The organism is Pseudoalteromonas sp. bablab_jr010 (assembly GCF_016464105.1).
Taxonomy (GTDB): domain Bacteria; phylum Pseudomonadota; class Gammaproteobacteria; order Enterobacterales; family Alteromonadaceae; genus Pseudoalteromonas; species Pseudoalteromonas simplex.
The window spans coordinates 21051-45720 of record NZ_JACDWV010000047.1 but is presented as its reverse complement, the minus strand read 5'-3'; the positions used below and the strand labels follow the sequence as shown (position 1 = coordinate 45720).

22 protein-coding genes and 1 pseudogene are annotated in these 24670 nt (G+C 38.0%); 20 read left to right on the top strand and 3 right to left on the bottom strand.

The features are described from left to right. Positions 1–373, top strand: a 373-nt coding sequence (locus JIG37_RS02600) for a group II intron maturase-specific domain-containing protein (RefSeq protein ID WP_280517203.1), incomplete at its 5' end; no start/stop codon positions are given. 198 nt (positions 374–571) lie between these two features. On the opposite strand, the gene JIG37_RS02595 is transcribed toward JIG37_RS02600, so the two are convergent. Next, on the bottom strand, positions 572–1120 hold the full coding sequence (locus JIG37_RS02595; protein WP_138599705.1) for a hypothetical protein: 549 nt from the start codon (positions 1118–1120) through the stop codon (positions 572–574). 182 nt (positions 1121–1302) lie between these two features. Between JIG37_RS02595 and JIG37_RS02590 the strand changes: the two genes are divergently transcribed. The 13 genes from JIG37_RS02590 (at position 1303) to JIG37_RS02530 (ending at position 18247) form a co-directional block, all read left to right on the top strand. Further along, entirely contained in the window at positions 1303–3000 is a 1698-nt protein-coding gene (locus JIG37_RS02590; RefSeq protein WP_199528642.1) for a hypothetical protein, read from the top strand. Positions 3001–3091: 91 nt separating this feature from the next. Next, positions 3092–8446 carry a conjugal transfer protein TraG N-terminal domain-containing protein gene (locus JIG37_RS02585; protein WP_199528641.1) on the top strand — a complete coding sequence of 1785 codons (5355 nt, stop codon included), beginning with the start codon at positions 3092–3094 and terminating at the stop codon, positions 8444–8446. A gap of 8 nt (positions 8447–8454) precedes the next feature. Continuing rightward, positions 8455–10287 carry an ATP-dependent helicase gene (locus JIG37_RS02580; protein ID WP_199528640.1) on the top strand — a complete coding sequence of 611 codons (1833 nt, stop codon included), beginning with the start codon at positions 8455–8457 and terminating at the stop codon, positions 10285–10287. Positions 10288–10854: 567 nt separating this feature from the next. Next, positions 10855–11172, top strand: a complete 318-nt coding sequence (locus JIG37_RS02575) for a hypothetical protein (protein ID WP_036973816.1) — start codon at positions 10855–10857, stop codon at positions 11170–11172. Positions 11173–11251: 79 nt separating this feature from the next. After that, positions 11252–11440, top strand: coding sequence for a hypothetical protein (locus tag JIG37_RS02570; RefSeq protein WP_199528639.1), 189 nt, complete (start codon positions 11252–11254; stop codon positions 11438–11440). Positions 11441–11610: 170 nt separating this feature from the next. Next, entirely contained in the window at positions 11611–12204 is a 594-nt protein-coding gene (locus JIG37_RS02565; RefSeq protein ID WP_199528638.1) for a single-stranded DNA-binding protein, read from the top strand. 268 nt (positions 12205–12472) lie between these two features. Continuing rightward, positions 12473–12613 (top strand): hypothetical protein, encoded by a 141-nt coding sequence (locus JIG37_RS02560; protein ID WP_155950871.1) that lies wholly within the window; start codon positions 12473–12475, stop codon positions 12611–12613. A gap of 89 nt (positions 12614–12702) precedes the next feature. Continuing rightward, entirely contained in the window at positions 12703–13314 is a 612-nt protein-coding gene (locus JIG37_RS02555; protein ID WP_199528637.1) for a hypothetical protein, read from the top strand. A 9-nt stretch (positions 13315–13323) separates the two neighbouring features. Further along, complete coding sequence (locus JIG37_RS02550) at positions 13324–13644, top strand: hypothetical protein (protein ID WP_036973820.1); 321 nt, start codon at positions 13324–13326, stop codon at positions 13642–13644. A gap of 85 nt (positions 13645–13729) precedes the next feature. Beyond that, complete coding sequence (locus JIG37_RS02545) at positions 13730–14782, top strand: AAA family ATPase (RefSeq protein WP_199528636.1); 1053 nt, start codon at positions 13730–13732, stop codon at positions 14780–14782. Between the two features lie 62 nt (positions 14783–14844). After that, positions 14845–15369, top strand: a complete 525-nt coding sequence (locus JIG37_RS02540) for a hypothetical protein (RefSeq protein WP_138533948.1) — start codon at positions 14845–14847, stop codon at positions 15367–15369. Between the two features lie 96 nt (positions 15370–15465). Then, the gene (locus JIG37_RS02535) at positions 15466–16563 is read left to right on the top strand and encodes a DUF3150 domain-containing protein (protein WP_199528635.1); all 1098 of its coding nucleotides are present in this window, start codon (positions 15466–15468) and stop codon (positions 16561–16563) included. Positions 16564–16666: 103 nt separating this feature from the next. Then, a complete protein-coding gene (locus JIG37_RS02530; RefSeq protein ID WP_171040465.1) occupies positions 16667–18247 on the top strand; it encodes a VWA domain-containing protein in 1581 nt (526 codons plus the stop codon). Positions 18248–18506: 259 nt separating this feature from the next. Here the strand turns inward: JIG37_RS02530 and JIG37_RS02525 are convergent, their stop codons facing one another. After that, the gene (locus tag JIG37_RS02525; protein WP_055022412.1) at positions 18507–19412 is read right to left on the bottom strand and encodes a LysR substrate-binding domain-containing protein; all 906 of its coding nucleotides are present in this window, start codon (positions 19410–19412) and stop codon (positions 18507–18509) included. Positions 19413–19557: 145 nt separating this feature from the next. Here JIG37_RS02525 and JIG37_RS02520 point away from each other — a divergent pair, with 145 nt between their 5' ends. Beyond that, positions 19558–20424, top strand: a complete 867-nt coding sequence (locus tag JIG37_RS02520) for a DMT family transporter (RefSeq protein ID WP_199528634.1) — start codon at positions 19558–19560, stop codon at positions 20422–20424. Positions 20425–20807: 383 nt separating this feature from the next. On the opposite strand, the pseudogene JIG37_RS02510 reads toward JIG37_RS02520, so the two are convergent. Continuing rightward, positions 20808–21779 (bottom strand): annotated as a pseudogene (locus JIG37_RS02510) (IS481 family transposase). A 296-nt stretch (positions 21780–22075) separates the two neighbouring features. Here JIG37_RS02510 and radC point away from each other — a divergent pair. The 5 genes from radC (at position 22076) to JIG37_RS02485 (ending at position 24610) form a co-directional block, all read left to right on the top strand. Further along, positions 22076–22603: a DNA repair protein RadC gene (gene radC, locus JIG37_RS02505; protein WP_328256355.1), complete on the top strand. Its 528-nt coding sequence runs from the start codon at positions 22076–22078 to the stop codon at positions 22601–22603. Between the two features lie 81 nt (positions 22604–22684). Next, entirely contained in the window at positions 22685–22843 is a 159-nt protein-coding gene (locus JIG37_RS02500; protein ID WP_162898094.1) for a hypothetical protein, read from the top strand. A 109-nt stretch (positions 22844–22952) separates the two neighbouring features. Next, the gene (locus JIG37_RS02495; protein WP_138600911.1) at positions 22953–24077 is read left to right on the top strand and encodes a toprim domain-containing protein; all 1125 of its coding nucleotides are present in this window, start codon (positions 22953–22955) and stop codon (positions 24075–24077) included. Next, positions 24074–24316, top strand: a complete 243-nt coding sequence (yfaE, locus tag JIG37_RS02490) for a class I ribonucleotide reductase maintenance protein YfaE (protein WP_036973826.1) — start codon at positions 24074–24076, stop codon at positions 24314–24316. The genes JIG37_RS02495 and yfaE overlap by 4 nt, the downstream gene beginning before the upstream one ends. A 66-nt stretch (positions 24317–24382) precedes the next feature. Beyond that, complete coding sequence (locus JIG37_RS02485; protein ID WP_036973827.1) at positions 24383–24610, top strand: hypothetical protein; 228 nt, start codon at positions 24383–24385, stop codon at positions 24608–24610. Positions 24611–24670 lie beyond the last annotated feature (60 nt).

The following is a 24670-nucleotide window of genomic DNA, read 5'->3' as shown; positions in this document are numbered from 1 at the left end:
ACTCAGGGGTTGGTCGAATTACTATCGCCATTGCGTTGCCAAACAAGTATTCGGATATGTGAGCCACAAACTATTTCTAGCGTTATGGCATTGGGCTAAAAGGCGTCATCCAACAAAATCAAAAACTTGGATCGCCATGAAGTACTTTATCAACCGTCGAGGCCAATGGCAATTTCACGGTTGGCAGAAGAGCATGAATATGGATTGTCAGTTTACTCTATTTCAAATAGCTAAGGTGCCAATAGAGAGACATGTGAAAATCAGGAGTGAAGCTACGCCTTTTGATCCTTTATACCAAGAATACTTGGCAAAGAGAAAAGCAAAGAGACAATGCCGCAACTCTTGGAATGAGCCTAATCTCGCTGCTCTATAAGTTGCTGGGTATCAATTAGGTGCCTTCGTGAAGGCTTGAGCCGTATGCAGTGAAAGTTGCACGTACGGTTCTTAGGAGGGCGACACTTGGTAACAGGTGTCGTCTATCCGACAGAAACGAGTTACGCTTGAAGGTTAGCTATTGGCATAAAGCCGCCCTTTTGGAAATAGGTGTTAAAGTGAAGTATTAAAAGATTTCTTATAAATTACATTCATTAATCAATAACTGACTTATAGAGTCAGACTTTTTTGATAGTTTAAGGAGCTCATCATCCTTTGAAGGGGCTGTTGAATAGTTGAATTCTGAGCTAGAAAGAGTGTTCTTGATTTCTAAATAGTTAGATGAGAATTTTTGACAAAATTCAGTTATCTCCGCGTTAACTATTTCTTCGGAATTTTTCTTGTTCCTCATGTATAACTTGTAGTTCTCCGTTACAACTTCTAAGGCTGCATGATCGTAGCGTATGGTCGCAATCACTTCACTATCTTCGATTGTATAGTCAACAATACTTACAGAAATAGGTCGTAAGATGTTGGCCTTCTCGCTGTAGCTTGATACACCCGCTTGAGAATTGTTAACAATGAAATAAGCGCCTAGCTTTTGAGCTGCTTCTTTATATATTAAATCTGCAATGTTGTACTCATTAACCGTGAGGCCGATAGTTTTAAACTTGATAACTCTGACAGTATCAGCCGCATGAGCGCTATGGCTCAATACTAAAATGACTAGTAAAAATACAAATTTCATAAATCTTCCTTCAAGCTGAAAAGTATAAATTATTGAATGCAGGTTTGTGAAAATATAAAAAACACAATGAGGTTTTTTATAACCTATTGTAAATAATTGATATTTAGTTTTGTTTTTAACCGCTGCACGAAATGAAATTTATGAAATGATTAATACAGTTTTAGTTATTGGAGGTCGTTTTAATGAATTTATTGAAAGCGCTAGCAAATGGGGTTTTTATATCGATTGTATTCCATACGATCGGGAGTGCTTATGGTGCAGAAAAGGTTAGTGTCAATTTAACGCTCGATAATACCACTGAGTACGACGCACAAGTAATAGAGTATTTACTTCACAAAAAAGCTGTGGAGCAAGCAAAAGTAAACCTCAACACGAATGTTATAAGCGGCAATCAATTATTGCCGAATATAAGGGCAAAACTTAAAGAGCTAAACATTAAGCAAGAGCAAAGTACCCTTAATGCAACGGCTACTTTTGAGTTAGCTGAAGGTCCTGAGTTAATGGCTAATAAGAATACTATTAGGATTTATGACGAAGTATTTCTGTTTAATGGCGTCGAAACAAAACAATCATCAATGAAAAAAAGACTCAAAGAAAAGGTGTTTGAATATAAGTTCTTTGCTGAAATCCAAAGCAAATTATCTAACCTAGTGACAATATCAGACTATAAAATCAAAGAACCTCAAATTAGTGAGGGTCAAATGATTTATGGTGGCCTTAAGCTCTCAGAAGTAATGAACATCCGCGCTTTAGTTGCAGCCCGTAGTTACTCTCGCACAAGTATCTCAAATGGATTAAATATTCGAAATGAAAAGTGTGCACAGCTTGATTCAAACCTATTAGATGTAAACCCTCAATTTCCATCGATTGGAAAAACTGCACACTGGCCAGAATTTAATGTAGGTGTATCGATGCTAACACTCCAGCTCTTGACTGGGTTATCTCCAAAAGTTTTAGAAATTGATTTTACTAAAAACTTACTACTATCCGAATTGCAAAAGTCTAGAGCGAGAGTAAAAGACTATAATAGTGACTTATTGCCTTATTCAAATATGTGGGATGCATACAGAGAAAGCATAGAGAACTTCAAAAATGTATTAAATGGGCAGACGTCCAATTTATCTGAAGAATATATGGGGAACATTGAGGCATCACCTTTCAGTCAATATCCGTTTGCAGATGTTAAGCAAGTTACAATGCACCTTAGTTTTGATGAATTAATTAGTGAAGGGGACTACGATGGTATTGAGTTCAATGATTGGTTTTGGGGTCCGAAAAACTACTATGGAGTACGAAACAGCTATATTAATCGCGTAGATGATTTATCGAGAGGCAAGCCTTACTTTTTTCTTGTGATAGAGGTTTCAGGTGTAAAATTCTATCGAGCTGTCCTAGATGTAAACTTTATTCATAACAAGCATAGTTCGGCAAAAGTAAATTTAATTCCAATAGATGTTTTGTCATTTTTACCAGGGTCAGAGTTTAATATCTTTAATCGAACAGACTACCGTAAGTTGTGGCTAAGATCTTTGGAACAAGTATCCGTGACTGATGGTTCAATAAGCAATCGAGCAGTCAATATACTGCCAAAAGAAACAATTGATTGTTTGCCCGATACGTTTGCTTTTGATGTAACACTAAGTGAGTTGTTTGCTTTTAGAAAGGGGCAGACTGCATTACTCGACGGTGACTTTAACCCGGTAAAAAATTCACATGGAGACTACGTTGTTAATCAGAATGGTTTTCTAGGTTTAATGTCTACAGAAGAGCCCGCCTTTCCCGTATCTGTCAGCATGATGGGGAACTCGGTAAATATTAGCTACTACAAAGACCATAAAATTGGGGATATAAGCGTTTATTTTGAGAAAAAGGTATTTTAATCAAAAAATACTGAAATTCAGTTGAAAATCACGCTTTTAAAATTTTTTTCAATTTTAAGATTAAGCCAGACTCAATATTCTGGCTTTTTTTATGGATTTTACAATTTACTCAATCGGTGAAACAGCGTTCATGTATGAGGTTCTAATGGGCCTTCGAAGAATGTTTGATTTTGGCTTTTCATCTTTGCATATTTTGATTGGTGCTACAGCTCTACTTTCACTGATGACTCTTGTAGTAAAAAGTTGGATCAACCCAAACTCTAACCCAGTACTATCTTGGTTTATTGGGCTTTGTATGTTCATGGTCTTATGTGGCCCATTTTCTAAAGTAGATGTTGTTATTGAGTCGGTAAGAACAGGAGATGTGTATTATGTGAACGATGCACCTGGCATAGCAGCTGTTATTGCAATGATGACCTCAGGAATGTATGGGCTTTCACGAGATTATGAAGATTCATTCTCCTCACCGGATGGTTATCAGGCTGGTCAATTTCTCGATCCTATGAGAGCGCTAGTGGCGCTTGATAAATTTGGATATATGGGCTCTGAAGAACTAGATTCAGGCGTTAATGCCCAAAGGTACAGAATCAAAACATCTACAATGAACTACCTTCAAGACTGTGTAATTTGGGATCTTCAAGTTGGTGGCAATGACGCTGAGCTAAATGCTGACAAAATAAAAAATGCCCCAATGGAAAACTTTCTTGAGTCTATAAGAATTAATACACCATCAAGAAGCACTTATATTCAAATCGACACTCCTGCCATGGAGCTATTAACATGCCCAAACGCATACTTGAAGCTCAAAAGTTACTTTGATAGCTCAAGTTTCAGAGAGATGACTGACAGGTTTTTGCAGAAAGAAAATGTAAAACCACAAGATGTTGAAGCCGGTGCGGAATCGATTTCTGCATTAAGCGCGACAATGAATGCCTACCATTTAGCGACGGGACGTTATTTATCAAATGTTTTTGCTGAAGCTGCTGCAAAAAGTGGGGATATGCAAGGTCTCCGCTCTGAACTTACTTTAATTGAAACAAAGTCTCAGCGACATTACCAAATGGCCGCTGATAGAAACCTAGCTTTGGAGCTATCAATTGGTTTTGCAACCTTCATTGAGGCCTTTGTGTTTTTCTTGATCCCAGTTATTGCAATCATGCTTGTAATGGGTGCTGAAGCTATGAAATCAGCTGCTATGTTCTTTGGGGTAACTGTGTGGGTTAACTTGTGGCCGGTAACCATGAGTGCGGTTAACCTTTTTACTTTACTTGCTATTCAAGGTCGATTTACATCAGTGTCAGCTGGTGGCGGTGGTGTAAGTGCAATCACATTTGGTATGTGGGGGCATAGCATGTCAACAATCGAATCATTTATTGCAGTGGCAAGTAGTTTGGCTGCTGCAGTTCCTATGCTCACTTTATATATACTGCATAGGGGTGTTCACACCATGATGGGTGTATCTAATAAGACGTCTCCTGATACAAATATTGATTCAAAGAAATTGTCACCTGATGTCACAACATCTGCAAATGGAGGTAAAGCAAGTCAAGGTGATACTACTATGCAAGCCAGTGATGTTCATTCCTCATATGGCCAATGGAGCCAAGCTCAACTGAATGGTGGACAACGAAATGATGTAAGTATTAATCCGGGTGGCGCAGGGCCAGCCTCGGGTTACCTTAAACAGTCATCAGCTGAGTTGTCAGCGATTGGCTCTAGAAATACTCAATTGGCAAATACTGAAGCCGCTAGCCAAACATTACAAAAAACTGCCACTGATAGTAAATCTGCTACTTTAGATTCAATCAAAGGCTATAAACAAGGAGAGTCGTTTGAGAGTGTGGATACTTCACAATTATCAGAGGACGAAGCTTTCTTAGCGGCACAAACCGCAGCATATGCAACTGAAAATAACATGAGTTTATCTGATGCATATGATCACGTACTACAGGGCTCGGCAAGCATGGTAGCAAAGGGGGCTCCATCAATAGCAGGGTTTGGTTTAGGTGCTGATGCGAAAGCAGCGATCACAGCAAAAGCAGCATCACAAAAGCAAGTAGGCGCCTCAGAAAGATTGTCAGAGGACGAACGTGCACAAGTTTCTGAATCGATAAAAGCTAACTGGGGGAATGCAGTAAAAATGGCTCAATCATCGAGCAGTGATAACTCAGTTGCAAGTAAAGAGGCGGTTTCCCGACAGGAAGCTGTTACAAATGCTCATACAAATATGCTTCAAGCTCAAGCCCTTGAAGCTGAGGGGAATACAGCTAGCTCCGCTTCAAAAGTAATGACGCAAATGAATGCGGGTGAGGTTCAAAACTCAACAACAGGAGCAAATAAAGCATCAATCGGCTCAATTGTTTCAACACTTTCAGATGAGCAGCAGCATGTTCTTTTAGGTAGTTTGATTGGTGATGAAGGCTTAAATAGTTTATCTGGTGACAAGAGAAGTGCTTTAATTTCTGAGTTGGGAGATAGGTTCGACTACCACAAAGAGCAGGTAAATAAAGGTGATAACGCGAGATTACCAGAAAGCCAAAAAAATAATATTGCTTTGGCCAATACGGTTACTGATGCAATCGCAAGAATGTCTGGAAATACAGAAGTGCTGTCTACAGATCATAATGGTAACCAACTTCCTCTTTCAACTGGAGTTACAGCACTTAAACAAGCTAATACCGAAAGAGGAGCTTCTGCAGGCTTAATGAGAGAATTAGGTGAAACATTACAAGCGCCGAGCCTGATTTCACTTAGTGACCAATTGAATGGATATAAACCGAGTGATAATTCACATATTCCAAAACCTGAAGATAATACTGGCATAGACACCAACACTTTAAGTAATGATGTAAATAGTGGCATAAAGACTGATCCAACAAACATGTTCAATAATGAGCGTAATGCACAAGCATTTGCTGAACACAAAGAGCAATCTCAAAACGAGGTTAGTAGTAGAGGTGCACCTGGTACAGGTGCTGTTAAAGCTAAGGGTGAGGATGTTGTTTCTGAGTCAAAAGATAAAAATGCAAATAATTTAGCGCATGCATTTGGATCATTAAAAGTATTAGGCTCAGAATCTAATGAATTATCTGGCGGTGTAGTTAGTTCTATTGGCTCACTATTCACCTCTTCAGTGGGTGAGGCTGTTACGGATGAGTTTAAGAAGTCTGGTAATGGTGAAGGTATTAATTCGAATCTAATTGAAATGGGTTTTGGTGTTTTATCAAACAATACACCAGAAGCTATTAGAAACTTACTAACTAGCGCAGCAAATGGTGAAGGTTCGATTATTAATGGTGAACGCTTATCTCCAAATGAAACACTAATGTATGCTGGGGCTGTTCAAACAGCAATGCGCCCTGAGTCTCTAGCTGCCTTCAATGAAAGTTTAAATTCAAACTCAGCTCTTCTTGCTTCAACGCTACCTAATAACCCTTACAGAAATGCTCAAGAAAATATCTCAGCTGTACAGGAGATGAGAGAGAATGAATCAATTAATAATGCCCTGAAGAGTAGTGAGTTAATTGCGGCATACTCAGCATTGGCAAACCTTGATGACGGTCAAATTGAGGACGTAATTGCAGCCACGAAAGGAGATGATAGTTTCTTAGGTATTAATGATGCTAAATACGCTCGTCATTTAGAAGCGCTAAATGAGTTATCCCCACAGTTAGGTTTAGAACCTCAGTACAACCCATCAAGGTATAAAGATGAGCCAAGTCAAAAAGGTAGTTTGGAATCAGTAAACTACGACTCTCAAGCTAGCTCAATGGCTGGGTTTGCTGGATTAAATGAGAGAGAAAATTTAGATCGAACTGAAAACAGATCGAAACCTAGTGGCCAAGGTCTTGTTGAGGGTATTACCAAAGGAAATTATGACCAAGATGCCAAAGAGATAGCTAAATATGCGTTAGCAAACTTTAATGCAACTGGTGATACATCAGGAGTTAGCTTTAAGGAACTTAATGATCGAAATTTAGATAATTTTAAATCAGCACAAGTTTCTAGTCGAGAATTTAGTATTCCTGACTTTACTAACATCACCCCTAAAGCAATGGAAGATCTGAATAAGGTGAGGGATGCACTTTTAATTGCAGGTAAAGATAGCGAGGCAGAAACACTAACAAATACAATTGCTTCTATTACTTCAGATGAGCAAACTAAAAATGGGTATGAATCAAGTGCATCTAAGGAGCATGAAAGCCAAGTAATTAATAACGCAATTCACTCAGAAGGTGTTTCTAGTAAAGCGAAGGAGTTTGCCGCGAACGCCCTTTATGGCACAAGCGATACTCCAAGAAATCTTTCTCATGATGACATGAGAGATCTACTTACAATAAACAACTTACTAAGTACAGCTCCAGAAGCACAAAGAACATTAAGTGAAGCGATCACAACTGCCTTCACACCGAATTATAGTGATGCCGGTACTAAAGAAGCAAATCCACCTGTAAACAGCCTTAATTCAAGCGAATCCTCAGTGCCGCAACAGTCTGTAAATGAAAGTGATTATGATAAGAGCTCTGTCACACAACAGAATGCACTGAGCGTAACACCAAAAAGCTTATCAGTTGATAATAACCGTGGTGAAGAAATAGAAGAAACCCCTATCAAGCCAAGTGAGGTAAATAGTGGGGTTAACAGTACTGGTAAAGATGAAAGCGGGAATGTTCTATCTAAAGAGTCATCGATTGCAGGCAATGATTCAAGGGATCGTATTGATACCTACCAATATTCTGGCACAAAAGATGATTCTTATCCGAATACTACAGATTCAGGTCGTTCTTTAGTGGGCACACAATCAGAAAACCTTCAGGCTTCAGTAAGTAATGGCGGCACATTAAATAGTGAGGTTGGTTCTACTGGCAGTACCACTAGTCCAGGGTTGCAAAGCAGCCCTGCGAGTACAGACCAATCAGAAAGCCTTAAGGCATCGGCAAGTGGTGGTTCTATTGTTGCTGAGCCTAGTCTAAAACCTGACACAAGCGGTGATAATGTGCAGACTCAATCACAGTTAATTGCTTCTAATTCTTCTCAGAAAGGTGAGTCTTTTGAACAATCTAACTCAGATGAAAGTTCAGTTGTGAACAACTCTAGTTCTGAGAACCTAAGTTTTAATGAAACAAACGCTGGTGAAGCAGCGATGGTTAGCAATAGAGAAAATTCAATTGAAGAGAGAAACCCTTCTGGCCTACATCCTGTAGCTGGTGGTGAAGTCACTAGGACCGAGTCACAAGAGGTTGGATTAAGGCAAGTTCTTGATAATACAGAAATGAGCAATGATGCATTATTAAAAGCGGAAAATATCTTGTCTCTAGGTACAAATTCCAATTTGAGCTCATTTACAAAGGAAGAAAAAGCAGAGCTATTAGATTTGGCTGACAATCTAGAGGCAAATAATTACATAGCTGAATCATTACGAATCAAAAGAACGTTGGAGAGCTAACATTGACGATGACATTAGAGCAAGAATCAGCAGCTAACGATGTTAATAATCACTCTTTGATTCTTGCTACAGCAGGTAGTGGTAAAACAAAAACATTAATTGAAAAAGTAAAAAACGTACTAAAAAAATCATATGACAGGAAGGTTATTCTCGTTACATTTACAAATGCGGCCGTCAACGAAATGCAAGAAAGGTTGGAAATAGCTCTTCCACAATCATCAATAAATAGAGTTTCTGTAACTACATTTCACAGGCAGTTTCTTAACCAAACAAAGAAACTCATGCAAGGTAAGCTACTAATTGGAGCAACATACTTCAACTTTATTGAGAGGTTGAAGAATTACATCGAAAATGAGCACCTACTACCGGAGTTAAAAGTAACATTCAATGACATTACGAGCATTTTGAATGATCAGCCATTAGATGAAAAAAAAGGGTTTGATAAAGACGCTGTTAAGCTAGTTAAAGAATGTTATCAAGAGTTAAAGATAAAGAACCACCTTTATGACTTAGATGACGCAACCAGGCGCGCGGTAGAAGGAACTTTAAGTGGGGAAATACCGCTATTAAATTGTACAGACCTAATGATTGATGAGTTTCAAGACACAGATTTACTACAATATGAGTGGATTGCCCTGCAGGGGCGCGGAGGGATTAATCTAACACCTGTTGGAGATGATGATCAAAGTATCTACTCATGGAGAGGCGCTAGAAGTTATGAAACAATGCTTAAGTTTAAAGATGAATTTAAACCCAATATTCATATGCTTGCAAAGTGTTTTAGATGTAGACCTGAAATAATAGATGCCAGTAAAAATCTAATAGAATTTAATAAAGATAGAATTCCCAAAGGTATGGTTTCGGGGAAGGAAATTGGTGGCACTGTTAAAACATACATACATAAATTTAAAAAAAGTATGCTGTTAACATTTTTGAAGAACTACAGTAAATATGATGGTGAGTGGGCGATCCTAAGCAGAACTAATGTTGCATTGGACTCAATAGAAGAGTTTCTGATAGAACATGAAGTAGCGTATTCAAGAAACAATCAAACAAGTATTTTTAAAACAAGCGCTGGTGATTTTGTAATTAAACTGTGTTCTTATCTTTTAAATAAGTTTGTACACTACCATTTGTCAGAAGTTTTAGGGTACTTAAAAGAGGATGAGAACCTAATTCCTTTAATTTCTGAAAGTATCAAGAGTAATTCTGATATTGAGTCATATCTAAATAATTATGGTCAATCAATTAATGGAACGGCTTTTGAAATGTTCTATTCAAATTATTATTTATTTGAAAATACTCATGATTCTAAAGAGATAAACACCAGAATTGATTTGTTGATTGATTTCATCATAGAGCGCCGCTCAAAAGGCGACAAGCTGAATAAATGCGCTGTTGAAACATTACTTCTTGAAGGGCTCAAGACCAAAACAGGCTCTTGGTTCGAAAGAATTAAGCTTTACTCAGATAAAATTAAAGAGCAAAACAGCAAATCTGAAATTGATAAATCAGTAGTAACTTTAACCACATACCATGGCTCTAAAGGCCTAGAGTGGACTAATGTGGCTATTTTTGATGTTATCCATGAAATAATGCCAAATATGCAGTCACCAATCGATGAGGAAAGACGTTTGCTGTTTGTTGGGATGACACGCGCTGAGCAACGGTTATTTATTCATAGCTACTTAAATAAGGCTGATATTGATGATTTAAAGGATGTGGGTGAATTGGCACTATTCAAAAAAGATTACGAATATAGCCCGCCAATAACATCAGATATTAATGATGTTTGTTTTCCAAGCGAGTTTATCGAAGAGATTTACTACACTAACGATTAATCAAATGTTGTTTGACTTATTTCTTGGAAATTTAATCTTTTGTATTGTTGACTAAAAATTTATAAGCAATTATATTGATTATAACCCTAAAGGTTCAGCCTTTAGGGTTAATCAATCAACACAGACTATCAACGTCACAACCACTCTTCTGAGTCATTATCGGAATACAAATTTCCAATAATGATTTCTCAATCCACTTTACCTTATAGGTCTTTGATTTTTGCACTATGCATAATTATGCCTATTGGTATTTAAAGTGGCTTCTAGCTGTTGAAGTTAAATCTCAGCGTTAATACCTTCTTGGTATTAAGACGGTTGAAGTGATTCTTTCACAAATACCTAACCAATTCCTATACGGGATACTCTTCTGTATAGGAATCGAAATCTCATTCGATGCGACCGCTATACAGATCTACTTATTTTTAGTTCTGCGTTTTCGGTCAAATGCATTGGAGGAGATTATGGATATCATTCTTATATTACTGGCGTGCACATATGTTGCAATCAAAATTCACAGCATTATCGTTAAGCCAATTCTATCAATAGCTAGTTCAAGCTGGGGTTAATTTGAATAAACTAATTCCAACCTACTCGGGCTACAACAATCACAATCAGTTAAAGATTCAGAGTGTATATTGCATTGTATATGACAGGTTAACGTTAAAAGTTTTAGCAACAGCTGAAACACATAACGAGGCCAGTCAAATAGCAACTGAGATATTCAACAAAGACAAAGTATTCGCTGTTCCCGGTGAAATTAGGTTTTCAGATGAGAGTATTTCACATAGTAATATTCTTGGAATGAACCTTGTTAATTTTGAATTCTTTGTTGAAGCAAATATGAGTCATCCACTGATTAAATCAACTTTCACAGGCGAGCATTAGCTCCCTGTGAATTTCCTTACTGGTTATACCTATGCAGCTTGAAGCAGGATGCTTAGGTATAACCAATAAGGAGAAACCTATGTTTGAAGATTCCGCTTTTCATATTTTCGACAAATCAACATCAACACTTACATTATTCACGGGTGAGATAAAACAGATTGATGTTAATCATTTAGACAAACCAGACTACCTATCAGCTGTAAAGCAAAAGGCCATTTCTAGTGGCTTAATTGGCGAAAGCGATTTTGTATGTGAATGGGATGTTTAACAGATAGTAGGGTAAACCTTACTCTCTGAATGGGCTTTATATATTAGAGTTTATTCAAAGGGTTACGGTGAATATTGCCGTTATTTTTGATTAAGTCGCGCGATATTTTCTTTATGTAATTATATCTACATCAGTTGTGATGATTTTATAACTTTATAGAAGGCTTATATATGCGTACTGCAAAAGATAATTCAGCAAGGCTTGGTGGTAGAGTCGCGAGTCTTGATATCAGAAATGGTCAAGATGGGTATTTTGGTACTGTGACAATTGCTTGTGATGACGGCTACTTTAAGAAGTCAAACGAACCTAACGGACAAAGTGAGTGGGTTGACAGAACTTACTTTTTTGATGTCAAAGCGGATAGTCGGTTTTTAAAGAATTTTAAACCAGCTATTGAAGTAGGGGACGAAGTAACTTTAAGAGGAAAACTTGTTCAAGAAAAGTGGACTGATAATGGTGGGCAAAACCGCTCTTCAACAAAGATTAAAGCTATCGAGCTAATTCAACATCTTAGAAAAGTTGAAGTGGAATGTTTAAAAGCCTCTGGCTTAATTGGCAATCAGAACCAACAAAATGGTCACCCACAACAAAATAGTTCTTCAAACTACCAAAGTGCGCCTCAGCATCATAGTCAACAGCAAAATAATGCACAAAACTATCAGCGCAGCCAGCAAGACCAGAGCGCACCAATACACTATCCGCAATCGCAGGGCGGTTTTGCTCCTAAACCTCAACCAGGAGGGTATGGCGGTAGTCAACAATAACAAGCTAGATAAGGTTTCCTAGCCTAGGAATTTGCATGACAAGGATGTTACTTTTGTTTTTTCTAATATTCATAATACCTTTTCGCTTCTCGCGAATAACTCTGCTATGGCAGTTAAAGTTGAATATTAGTTACGCACTCTCAACATCAAGTTGAAAAGCAAAAATCTATTTTGTGAGTGCACACCAAGCAACTTCGTTGCTTGTCTTAATCTCTGAGGGTTTAACCTTCACAGGTTAGTCCTTCAGCTTTTTAACTTGGAGGAGCTTATGAATAACAAGTCAATCGGCGCATATCTACGTCGTCGTGAGCGCAAATTAATTAAACGAGCAAAACGTAATAGATCTAACAAGTTAGCTATTCGCGCAAGCCGTTTATATCAAGAGTCAAACCGCGTTTTCCACGGTTAACTTCTAACTCAACCTATCTACCAACCCAGCAAGGGAATTTTCCCTTGCTGGGGATGTTCCCTTTAAAAATCTCTTTGGAGGAGAACATCATGGCTAGACCAAAAAAGGCCATAACCAAAGCTCAAATAAATGCAGAACTTGAAAGAAAGAAGCAGTTTAAACCGAAGCGAAAAACTGATCACTTTCTGTCAGTAAATGCAGAATATACGTGCCATTCGTTAGACGAAGATATCATAACAGCTCACCGAGTTGGTAAAGTTGCCCTTGGGCAGGATGTATTTTTTAGTTTAATGGATGATTGTTTGGATGCTGCAAGAGGTGAATATTACATTCATTGGTCAGACGAGAACATTAAGGCGTTATGGGAAAGTATTTTGTATCGTTCACTTGGTATGCTTCGATATGCTAAAGCGAATTCAGAGATACTAAACGACGAACTTGAATGGATTTGCTCTGCAAATTTTGATTATGTATGCCAGTCTCTAGATTTAGATGCTTGTTTAATTAGAATTGCAGTACCACAGATCTTACAACAGTATAATCAACTTAATGAAATACTTGTAACTAACAAATACGCTAAAGCTCTTTGTGAATACAAGCACTTCATCTTAAATGGTAGAAATTGCTCATCGTCTAACTCTCATCTTTATAGTGACTTAGAAGGGCCAGACATCCCTCCTTGGCATGATCTAAAGTTTTAGGAGTTGATAATGGAAATTTATCCTACTCATGAGTCTAATACTTGGATTCTACTTGATGATAATGTTACTGAGCGAAAACTGCTATTAGGTCAGAGTGATGAAGGCTATCACTTTGGTCATATTGATGGTTGGCCAGACTCAGTTGAAGTTTGGAATTCTACCAGTTATGCAACTGAGGAATTAGCAGCAGAGGCTCAAGTGAATTTTATGCTAGACCTTGCAGTTGAGGATGAAACAGAAGCAGCATTTGAATATTGTTCTGTTCTAGACTTACCAAACCTTCATCTTTATGAAAAAAGTTATATAGACTTTTTAGAAGTACCATTTTAAATATTAAGAAATCAAACCCATCAAGGGACACTACACCCTTGACGGGATAAGTGTCCCTCAAAAATCTATTTGGAGGAGACACAATATGAATACTCAAGCACAATCAAACGTATCTACAATTAAACCTGCAACTAAAATTGATTATAACGAAATGATAGAAGTTGATGCTCATGAGCGTTTTCCTGAAATCTTCGACCCTAATCAATACAAGATTAAAATTCGTAAACACCGCCACCCAAATTGTCAAAAAGCTGACATGCATTATACGCCTGATGAAGCAACTCTTCGTAAAGCGTTAGCATGGTGGCTTGCGCCCGCTCAACCGAAGCCTCTTGGCTTGGTGGGTGAAACAGGTACAGGTAAAACGGAGTTATTACTATTCATTGCAGATCGCTTTAATGAGCCTGTTTTTATTGAAAAAGTAACCGTAGCCATGAGTGGTGAGCGTTTAGAGGGTGGTTATGAATTAATTGTTAATGGAAAAGGTCATAATGTCACTCGCAAGCGATACAGCCAAGCTGCATGCGGATACAAATACGGTGGTTTAGTTATCTTAGATGAAGTGGATAAAGCTAATGAAGATTTATCAACATCGCTTCATTTGTTTGTTGAAGGCAAACCTTGGACACTTAGTGTTTTCGGTGAAACCATAAACAAACATGCTAACTGTCGAATAGCTGCTACAGCTAATACTACCGGTGGTGGTGATAGTGATAGGTATATTACTTCACAACGTTTAGACCAAGCATTACGTTCACGTTTTGGTTGGTTAAAAACTAAATATCCAAGCAAAGCAGTTGAGTTGGAAATTTTGGAAAAGAACTTTCCGAAACTAACATTGCCGATTCGCAAGCTTATGGTACAAACAGCTGACTCTTTAAGAACAGCTGCATTAGGTAAAGACCACGATGGCAACATCGATAATGGATTAGGGTGTGTTTTTTCAACACGAACTTTAGTCCACTGGGGTTTTTACATGATGACATTTGGTGCCAATCGTTCTCCATATGAGTCATTTGAATTTTCGTTCTTAGGTTCCATTGATAATGATGAAATTGAAGAGGTTAATTCTGTTGTTCAACGAGTATGGGGTGATGAAATTAATAAACCACTTGCCGAGTTAATTCAAAAAAAGTAACTACCTCAAACACTAACACATCTTCTAACTCGGCTAACTTAAAAGTTGAGAGAGGGGACACAGTGTTTGAGTGCTTTGAAGTTGAAAATGGTCGTTTTGTTGGTTTTAGCTACCAACCATCAAATGGTAAATACCTCCGTATTGAAGGGGGTAAAGACCCACTTAAAATTGACGATGTAAGAGACATTAAAGCTATGAGTATGTCTGAGTTAATTCAGGCAACCGATAAGATTGATTACATTAGGAACGGCAATCCTTATTTTCTTATTCATTCGGATGAGAAAATGAAGAACTGTGACTTTGTAAACTGTCGAGCTCAAGTTATGTTCAATGCTCAAGGTAACCTGAAATGCAATAACCCGTTTGATGTTTATCATCATGCCGGTGAAGGTAAATATTGGGCTGTAACATCATTCCAAAATACGACATATGTGTTGTTCAAGAATGATAATACTGAATGGAAATGGGTTTTTATGTCTGTAAACGGTGAGAGAAATGCTCTTGCCAAAAATAAAGAACAAAGAGGTTATTCACTTATGGGAATAGGCCACTTTAATCAAAATACATGGGATATTGAAGTGATGTAACCAATCACATGTCCTATTAATCAACCAACCCTTTGGGGAGTACTTTCCCCAACAGGGAAGTCTCCCCTTTTTTTATATTAAATTGGAGGAGACAACATGTCTTTATCAAACGAAGCAATCGCAAACGGCAAAGAGTTAACAGAACAAAACATTTCACTTAAAAATGGAGCATGTTTGTTAGGTTGGCAATTAAGATCGCCATGTGGTGAATCAACTTTACCGAACGCAAAGATAGAACTAGATGGTCAGAAAGTATCATCTAATCAAATCAAGGGGAGTAAATTACAGTGGTTTCCTAGAAGCAAGCTGAAGCTTACAACGAAGTACAACAACCGGCTTACACGAACTTTTAATAGTTATGGTGTTAAGTATGGAGACTTTACGGTTGTCCCAACGACCAGGTTAGATGAGCTTAAGTCAGAGCTTGATGGAATAAAGCGTGATTGGCAAGATGAAGTATCAGTATTAATTGCTGAATATGATATTTCAGTTAATCAACATATGGCTGAAAATTCAGATATCGCTGCACTGATCTATAAATATGCTTTATCTCAGGTTGAGTTCCAATCAAAATTCAAACTGTCGTTTACAAAGCCTTTGGCTATGAAAGCGCTTTTTGATGATGATGAAGACGATATCAAAAACGATGTTGCAGAAACTCTTTGGCAAGAAATCGCTAAAGAAGCAGGCAGTGTATATAAAACAAACTGGTTTAAAGACAAAACGCCAGTTAATCGCGTAAGCCAAAAAGTACGTTCACCATTTAGAAGAATGATGAATAAACTTATTGATTTATCATTTGTAGATAATGGTATTGAAAACGTGGTTAGTACAATACAGGAGGTTTTAAATAACTTACCTTCTAGTGGCTACATTGAAGGTCATTCATTTTCAGAGTTAACCAACTGGTTACTCGTAATGAGTAATGAAGACACACTTCGCCTTCATGCTGAAGGAAAACCTCAATATAGTGCAACACCAGAGCCGGAAGTAATTACACATGAGGATACCGACGTAGCGAGCCTTTTCGTTTCAGGTAAATCTAGTGAAACTGCTTCTGAGAGTTCAATCATTTTAGAAACAGCTGATCAAGAAAATTCATTTGAATTTGACCTAGCGCCTAAAGAAGAAACCGTTTTTTTCGAGCCCGCTGAGCGTAACAACTCTTTAGGTGATTTTGGATTTAATTGGTAACAAATTAAGGAAGCAATCTAGCTTCCTTTAATTCTAAACCCACAGGGGATACTCACCCCTTGTGGGTGTATCCCCCTCTTAAACATTTCTGGAGGAGATGCAAATGAATAAATCAAAACTATTAAAACGATTTAGAATGCTTTCAAGAGTAATGAGTAACCGTGGTGACATTACGATTAACTTAACTGGTAACAGATGCTATACAGATTACAACAGCATTACTTTACCCGTAGGTGATCTTGAAAACCCCGATTATCTCGAACTTTTGGAAGGCGCTATTGATCATGAAGTAGGCCATCTACGATGGACCGATAGAACATGGACAGCTAAGTCGTATGAAAAAGGGGTATTTTTCAATGCTATTAGAAATGGCATTGAGGATATTCGTATGGAAAGAATGGTTTGTCTGGAGTGGCCGGGCGCCATCTTAAATTTATCTAAGATGGTTACTCAAGGTATTAAAAAGGGATGGTTCAGTAAACCAACTGATAGCTTCCCACCTTCATTACTGCTGCAAGCTGTAGTTGTATATTATGGTCGATATAAAATTAACAACCAAGTACAACTAAAGGAGTTCTGTGAAATTGCATTAGCTTTATTAACTGATTGTATTGGCCAAAAACCAGTACAAGATTTAATTTTGTTATTGGATACGATACCAACGCTTCAATCTAACCAACATAGTTATGAACTTACAGAACAGATCATTCAATTACTTAAAAAAATAGAGTTTGAACCGGGCGATAGCCAAGGTGATGACTCAGGCGATAGCCAAGGTCAAAACTCAAATGTTAGCCAGCAAGTTATTAATTTTGTAAATGAATGCCTAAATGCCGATGAAAGTCAGCTCATGGCAGATTTGCATGAACAAGTTAATAACGAGCTAGAGAAAATGGCCGATGAAGTAAGATCAAGTAATGATATGGAGCAACTAATTCAATTCAATGCTCCTTTAATATCAAAAAATGATCGTGGCACAGTTGGTACTGCAGCGCTAAACCAAGCTAAGAGACTTTCAACACCTATAAGTCGAGAACTCCATAAAATAATTTATGGGTTAGACCGAAAAAGTGTGAATTTTTCTAAGCAAGGTAGAACTGTTGAGGCAAATAGACTTGCTGGAGTAAAAGCTGGTAATTTTAATGTTTTTAAATCAGAAAGAATTACTAAAGCTCCAACAATGGCGATATCAGTTCTCGTAGACAGGTCTAGTTCAATGAGTGCTGATGATATGAATGGTGTTAATACTTCTGCGCTTGCAATTAACTTAGCAATAGATAAGTTGAAAGGCGTAAATAGTGAATGCATATATTTCAGTGCCGGTTACCTATATGAAGCAAAGTGTTTTAAATCAACAACTAAAGCCGTTAAAGATAACTTTAGAGTCAGTAGTAGAGGCGGAACACATACAGGGTTAAGTCTTTATTCTGTAATTCGTAGGCTGTCACTTCGTGTCGAGCAAAAGAAAGTTGTTTTTATCATTACTGATGGTCAAGCAAGCGATCTAAAGTATTTAGAAAAGTCGATTGAAATGTCGGAACTTCTAGGTATTCAAATTGTATGCATTGGTATAAATACAGGAATGCTTTATGGCTTTGAGAATCAGGAATTACTCAACATTCAAACCGTTGAAGAGTTACCCTCGATTCTAAAACAAGTAATTAAAAATAAATTAATTGCTTAACCAAGTAATGCGCCCTTTTGGACGCATTTTAAAGCAAACACAATGTTTTAAAATGCGGCTATAAGCTGAACAATCATTATGTGAATAAGTCTTAACTTGATCTGCCAGATTTGATTTATAGAGTTGAATTAAAACTGACAGTGAATAGCCAATAAAGGCCTCTGGCAAACTCATTTTGACTGGCAACTAACAAAACTAAACGGACGCTGACAGCTACTTCTAAGTAGCTAGTATTCACCTTCAACTCTAATTTAAATAGCTAAGCTGATTCCAGTTCATAACACTGCTGTTTAAGCCAACGACCTAATTTCATAATATCAGGTTGCCTAGCTCGTGTTTCCTTATAGACAAAATAGAAGTTATCTCCGGTATTAAGCTCGTGCATAGGTATGCGCACAAGACTTTGCTGGCGATCCTGATCATCCATCATGTAATTATTAATGAGGGTAATTCCCAAATTATATCGAGCCGCTTCAGCGGCAAGTAAGACATGACTAAATTGATTAATTTTGACGTCTTTGGGTAATTCAAATTTACCACTCATACACCAACGTAACCAGTCGTCACCGAGACTTTCATTTGTATCTGAGTATTGTACTGATAATAACGGGTGTTGCCATAATGAATCAGGTAGAGGCTTATTTCTTAACTGCTGCCAAAGCTTTTTTCCACACACGGGATAAAGTTTTTCAGTAAACATGAATTGATTGACAAAGTTACGTTCCGGTGGATTCACTGAAATAAAACAATCCGCAAATTGGTCATTATAATCCGGTTGATCCCCGACCATATTTAAAGTTATTTCTATTTCTGGGTGCTGATTTCTAAAATCTTCTAACTTCGGTATCAACCAGTTCACCGCCACAGAGCTATATAAAGCCAAACGAAGATTGCCTGATTTCCCGTGACGTATCATTTGACTGGCATTTGATAGATTTCCTAATGAGTTAGTCACTTCTTCAAAGTAACGTTCCCCGACCTTAGTCAAGGAAAAAGAACGCCCCTGTCGGTTAAACAGAGTTCCACCCAAATAGTCTTCGAGTAATCGAACTTGGTGACTAACCGCACTTTGAGTCACATTGAGGTGCTCAGCAGCTTTGGAAAAGCTATTAAGTCGCGCAACAGCTTCAAAGCATTGCAGGGCACGTAAAGGAGGCAACTTCATTATAAATTTAGCTCATACTAAAAAAATTTTAAACATTATACATCATATAAGGTATGGAATACGCTAATCATATAACCGTTTTACAAACGTAACTCTATTAATTCAGTTCCATTGACATTTTCTAGAATGTAGCAGGAGTAATGAAATGCCCAAAATAACTGTCGGACTCGCGATGACATTACTTATCATCGGAAATATAATTGGTGTTTTTTCTGACGCTTTGATAAAAACTCTGCCAGCAGATACTGCCATATACCAATTTGTATTATTTCGTCAATTGACCGCAGTGCTGATTCTACTTCCATTTTGTCTACTCAGTAATAAACAAAGCCTCTTCGCTGGCCTCAAATGGCACTTTATACGTGGCCACATTTGGTTATTAGGGACAATATTTATGGTATTCGCTCTGGGCGCTCTGCCGTTAGCTACCGTAAATGCTATTTTCTATACAGCGCCTTTGCTTATGCTGCCGTTAGCCATGATATTGTTTCAGGAAAAGCTGACTAGCCACTCAATTGCTGCTGCTGTTTTGGGCTTTATCGGCGTACTTATCGTGGTCAAACCAACACAAATTAATTGGGCAGCGATTACCGCTCTTGTCGTCGCATTGACTATGGCTGTAAATAATTTATTGGTTCGTAAATTACCTCAGCATCATAATGTGTTCCAAACTTTAATGCTCACCAACCTAGTAGGTATCCCAGCCGCACTTGGGTTGGCGTTATGGGAAGGCAAACCTTGGGACTGGACTCCAATGTTAACGGCAACAGGCTCCAACACTTTTATCCTAATTTATGCTGGTATATGTGTATTGGTATATAGAGCAATCGAAGCCAGTAAAATTTCCAGTGCCGAATACACTGGTTTATTAGGTGCTGTAGTTGTAGGGGTGCTGTGGTTCGATGAAATACCGGACCTGAGCTTGGCTATAGGATCTTCTTTAATTATTATTCCGCTGATTTGGTTAGCCAAGATAGAAGCAAAGATAAAGCAAACAAGTAAAATAATATAAATGGTAAAGTTAATCTAACTTTCCAACGTGACCGCGTTTGGGAACGAGCGTTTAACTGCACTCCCATGTGGGATAAATAATAACTAGTTAATTTTTGGAATATTATGACTGAAAATAATTTGATATTTTGTGACTATAGTAACTCTTATTTAGAAGACTGTCTTTGGGCTGGATATCGATCCTAAAATAAACCGTGCTCATATCACTTAGATTGTGACTTCTCCACGGGTGCAGGCTAATGGCATCGGAACGGCAATGATGTCTTACGCTAAGAAAATGGCAAAGGACAGTGACATGAAAGTTATAGATATCGCCGCCAGTCATCTTTCAGCTCCTTTCTTCGAAAAATTTGGGGCAAAGACAATTATAGAAATCTGTGTGATTCATAGAGATCGTTTCAATTTTGCGATCTCTAAATCCCTTCTGTAATTGGATAATTGAACACGTTCATTATGCGCTTGATAAAACCCCTCAATTTCATCTGAAAATGGCGTTTGTTCACTAACTTCAAAATACCTTTCTATCGGCGTTTTTCCATTGTGAGCACTATGTGGTCTCTCCCAATTGTAATAGTGCTGCCACTCAGAAAGTTGCTCGTGAATATCTTCAGATTCCAAATCAACAGTTGCATAAAACTCAGCTTTATCTGTTTTTTGAGAGCGTTCAACTTTGCCATTAAGGTGCGGTGAAGCTGGCTTATTTGGTCGGAATTTTATCTTGTATCTCATTAATAACTTTTGCACTTTTTCAGCAAAAAATTCTGTACCTCGGTCTGTCTGAAATCGCTGTATAGGGAATAGCATTTCTTCAATTACAGACTCTACAAAGTCAATGGTATTAGTGGCACTACGTCGCTTATAAAGCCTTAACACTCGATAGCGTGTACAGTCATCAATAGCTGTGTACTGGTATAAATTAGGGGCTATTTTACAGGTGTCCATTTGAACTCTTTCGACAGGAATAGGCTTAGAGTATCTTTTGAAGTCAGGCTTTCTACGATAAATAACTATAGGGTCAACTTGGTGCTTTTTAAGCACTTTATGAATAGTAGCTAGCCCTAACTTAATTTGCTCATTTCTAAGCAACTCACTTTGGATTCTTCGAGCGCCTAAGTTTCTAGATTTTCTTAAGACTAAAATCTTAGCTTCCAATTCTGGAGACATTTTTTGATTTGGTGAACTGTGGGGTCTTTTACTCAAACTTTTAAGGCCATCAAGACCTTGCTCTTGATACCTAGACCACTACTTTCGTAATGTTGGCCTAGATATTCCACAACGCAGACAAACTAAACCTGCGTTGTTTGTTTCTTGATAAAGCTTTATCCACTTAAGTCTTTGTTGAATTTCATCGTTCATAACATCCAAGTATAGAAAGGATGTCTATGAATCACACACACTACTACATATAAGCCAAATTGATTTTTTTGCATTTATCATTAATTTAATGATGGCACCTTGCTATCAAATTTACCGTAAGGTAATTAATTTTGATAAAGCATAAAAGCTACTCAGATCCTTGTATTTGTGTAGAACAAGTACCGACGTCTCGTTGTTACTTTGGGTTTAACCCTAGATTTAGCATAAGCGAGTTCAGCTTGCTTGTGTTCAACAAACTTAAATCAACCCATAGGGGATTATTATCCTCTGGGTAATTGTCTCCGCTTAATGTTTCTTTGGAGGAGACAATGACTATTTCTAACTTAAAACTAAATGAAGAAACTGGTAAATATATAATCACGTCAGAGCTTAGCTCTGATGAAATTATTGAAACAGCCAAGAAGCTTCTAAACAATAGGCTGAGACGAGGTGCTATTTTTAAGAGCCCTACCCAAGTCACAGATTATCTAGAGGTCCATTTAAAGGGATTGGAGCATGAGGTCTTTTACATGCTTTATCTTGATAACCAAAATAGACTTATAGACAAAGAAATACTGTTTACCGGAACGATAAATGCTGCAAGTGTTTATCCTCGGGAGATTGTAAAAAGTGTACTAAAAAAGAATGCATCTTCTGTCATTTTAGCGCACAACCACCCATCAGGTATTGCCGAACCATCGCAAGCAGACAAGCTAATAACCACTAAGATCCAACATGCACTCAATCATATTGATGTACAAGTGTTAGATCACATCATTATTGGCGAAAATATTGTCTCTTTTGCTGAGCGCGGTCTTATCTAACTCAAATTAAAACCATTCCTTGTGGGGATACTTCCCATAAGGGGCGTATCCCCTTTTTTGTACTCTTTGGAGGAGATACGTATGAATAATTCAATTAAAAAGGCAATTATGCCAATCCCATCGTCAATACCTAACACTGAAGTGAGAGAGGTACATATTGGCGGTAAAACGATTCTTTCATTACGTGCTAAGTGGGGACCTTTATTTGAAGGTCAACAACGAGCTCAAGCTCAAGGCTAAACGTATGAGTTAGCCTTAGGGCTAACTCTTCTTTTTATTCGAGGCGACCACCTAAAGCGCCTTGTATTCAGGACGCTTTAGGGTCGTCTTGAGGAATAGGAGAGTTGTAATGATTGAATCAAAAATAGATAAAGTACTTGCTTTAGTTAAGTCAAATGGCGGGTGGTCTTCTGTCTACTCAGCCTACCCAGGACTTAATGAAGCAGTTTCAAAATCAAATAACCACGGTGGTTCACCACAAGTACCATGCCCAAAAACTGGAAACGGAAGAACTAAGTTTCGCCTTTTCCGAGATTGGGTTGATACCGGTGGTGCATACCATAACGATGTAGGTGCTTTACCCGGTGGAATAGATGTAATTGCGTTTATGGAGAGTTGCTCAAAAAGCCACGCTTTAAACAAAATAATCGATATCTGTGGTGGTGACTTATCAAGCATCTCGCGCGAATACGTTAAAAATGTGAAAGCTTCACAGCCAAAAGGTATTAACGATGATGAAAAAGCAAAACGAGTTGCAAAACTTGAGAAGCTATTTCAACACGCTATTCCTGCAGCTCATGATCAATCTGGTCGGATACAAGCTTACTTGAACAGCCGTGGACTTAAAACTGATGCGAAAACTTTACCGTATACACTTGGGTATGCTGATGAGCTTTGGTGGGGAGATGGTCAGTCTAAACCTAAGAAACTTCATGGTTTACTAGGTTCAATGACTGATCCAGATGGTAATCGGATCACGATTCATCGAATTTTCCTTAACAAGCAAGGCTTAAAAGCAGATGTACCTAATGCGAAGATGTTAATGCCTCCGCCCAGCTATATTGGTGGATGTTCAATTAAAATTGACTCACCAGTAACTGAAGGTGATAACACCTTTATTGGCGTATGTGAGGGAATTGAAACTGCATTAGCTGTTCGTGAGGCTACAGGTTGTCCTATGTGGTCATGCTATTCGGACACATTACTAAAAATGGTAAAAATTCCAGATAGTGTGACTTCAGTATTAATTTTTGCTGATAAGGATGCATCTGGAGCAGGTCAAGAAAAAGCAGAAGCATTAGCTGCGAGGCTACGTAGAGAAGGAAAGTTTGTTGATATTTATATGCCACCTTTAGATATACCTAATGGCAGCAAAAGTATGGACTGGCTGGACACCTACAACTTAGCAGGCCCTAGTGCTTTTTCATTTCGCTTACCTGTTGACATCTCTGTTAATACTGGAGGTGTCAAATGATTAGCGTTTCTGGTCAAGTTTACAATGACACAAATGGAACACTATTACAGACTTTAGAGCTGAATAGTGTTGCCCCTACATCTAACTGTAAATCAGGTTTTTGTGGGGCGTGTCGCATCAAATTACTAAAGGGCAATGTCGAATATATCGATGAACCAATTGGCTTTACAAATGAAGGTGAGATATTACCTTGCGTTTGTAAGCCAAAAGGTGACATTGAGGTTGAAGTAACCTTTTAGATTTTTACAACCAACCCATGCGGGGAGCCCCCCGCTTGGGAAGCTCCCCCTTTCTTTGGAGGAGCAATGAGTAAACATCATATTGAAATGGCAAAAGCTGGTGGTTCTCAGCTACGTCATTTCGCAGCATACCGTAATGGATACTATCCAGATATGGTTATCAGACACTTCATAGCAAAAACTACTCACTTTTTATTAATTGAAAAATATAGAAAGACTGTAGATTTGCTTGTGATACACAATGTGACAATCGCAAATGCCTGTGAAACGGCAGAATTGCTATTTGAAGCATAAACAACCCTTGGGGGATTACTCCCTCAAGGGTGTGAACCCTCAAATTTACTTTGAGGAGAT

Excerpts from the sequence above, each read along its gene's own strand:
- JIG37_RS02595 (WP_138599705.1), bottom strand. The coding sequence starts at position 1,120 with ATGAAATTTGTATTTTTACTAGTCATTTTAGTATTGAGCCATAGCGCT.
- JIG37_RS02590 (WP_199528642.1), top strand. The coding sequence starts at position 1,303 with ATGAATTTATTGAAAGCGCTAGCAAATGGGGTTTTTATATCGATTGTA.
- JIG37_RS02585 (WP_199528641.1), top strand. The coding sequence starts at position 3,092 with ATGGATTTTACAATTTACTCAATCGGTGAAACAGCGTTCATGTATGAG.
- JIG37_RS02580 (WP_199528640.1), top strand. The coding sequence starts at position 8,455 with ATGACATTAGAGCAAGAATCAGCAGCTAACGATGTTAATAATCACTCT.
- JIG37_RS02570 (WP_199528639.1), top strand. The coding sequence starts at position 11,252 with ATGTTTGAAGATTCCGCTTTTCATATTTTCGACAAATCAACATCAACA.
- JIG37_RS02565 (WP_199528638.1), top strand. The coding sequence starts at position 11,611 with ATGCGTACTGCAAAAGATAATTCAGCAAGGCTTGGTGGTAGAGTCGCG.
- JIG37_RS02560 (WP_155950871.1), top strand. The coding sequence starts at position 12,473 with ATGAATAACAAGTCAATCGGCGCATATCTACGTCGTCGTGAGCGCAAA.
- JIG37_RS02555 (WP_199528637.1), top strand. The coding sequence starts at position 12,703 with ATGGCTAGACCAAAAAAGGCCATAACCAAAGCTCAAATAAATGCAGAA.
- JIG37_RS02550 (WP_036973820.1), top strand. The coding sequence starts at position 13,324 with ATGGAAATTTATCCTACTCATGAGTCTAATACTTGGATTCTACTTGAT.
- JIG37_RS02545 (WP_199528636.1), top strand. The coding sequence starts at position 13,730 with ATGAATACTCAAGCACAATCAAACGTATCTACAATTAAACCTGCAACT.
- JIG37_RS02535 (WP_199528635.1), top strand. The coding sequence starts at position 15,466 with ATGTCTTTATCAAACGAAGCAATCGCAAACGGCAAAGAGTTAACAGAA.
- JIG37_RS02530 (WP_171040465.1), top strand. The coding sequence starts at position 16,667 with ATGAATAAATCAAAACTATTAAAACGATTTAGAATGCTTTCAAGAGTA.
- JIG37_RS02525 (WP_055022412.1), bottom strand. The coding sequence starts at position 19,412 with ATGAAGTTGCCTCCTTTACGTGCCCTGCAATGCTTTGAAGCTGTTGCG.
- JIG37_RS02520 (WP_199528634.1), top strand. The coding sequence starts at position 19,558 with ATGCCCAAAATAACTGTCGGACTCGCGATGACATTACTTATCATCGGA.
- JIG37_RS02500 (WP_162898094.1), top strand. The coding sequence starts at position 22,685 with ATGAATAATTCAATTAAAAAGGCAATTATGCCAATCCCATCGTCAATA.
- JIG37_RS02495 (WP_138600911.1), top strand. The coding sequence starts at position 22,953 with ATGATTGAATCAAAAATAGATAAAGTACTTGCTTTAGTTAAGTCAAAT.
- yfaE (WP_036973826.1), top strand. The coding sequence starts at position 24,074 with ATGATTAGCGTTTCTGGTCAAGTTTACAATGACACAAATGGAACACTA.
- JIG37_RS02485 (WP_036973827.1), top strand. The coding sequence starts at position 24,383 with ATGAGTAAACATCATATTGAAATGGCAAAAGCTGGTGGTTCTCAGCTA.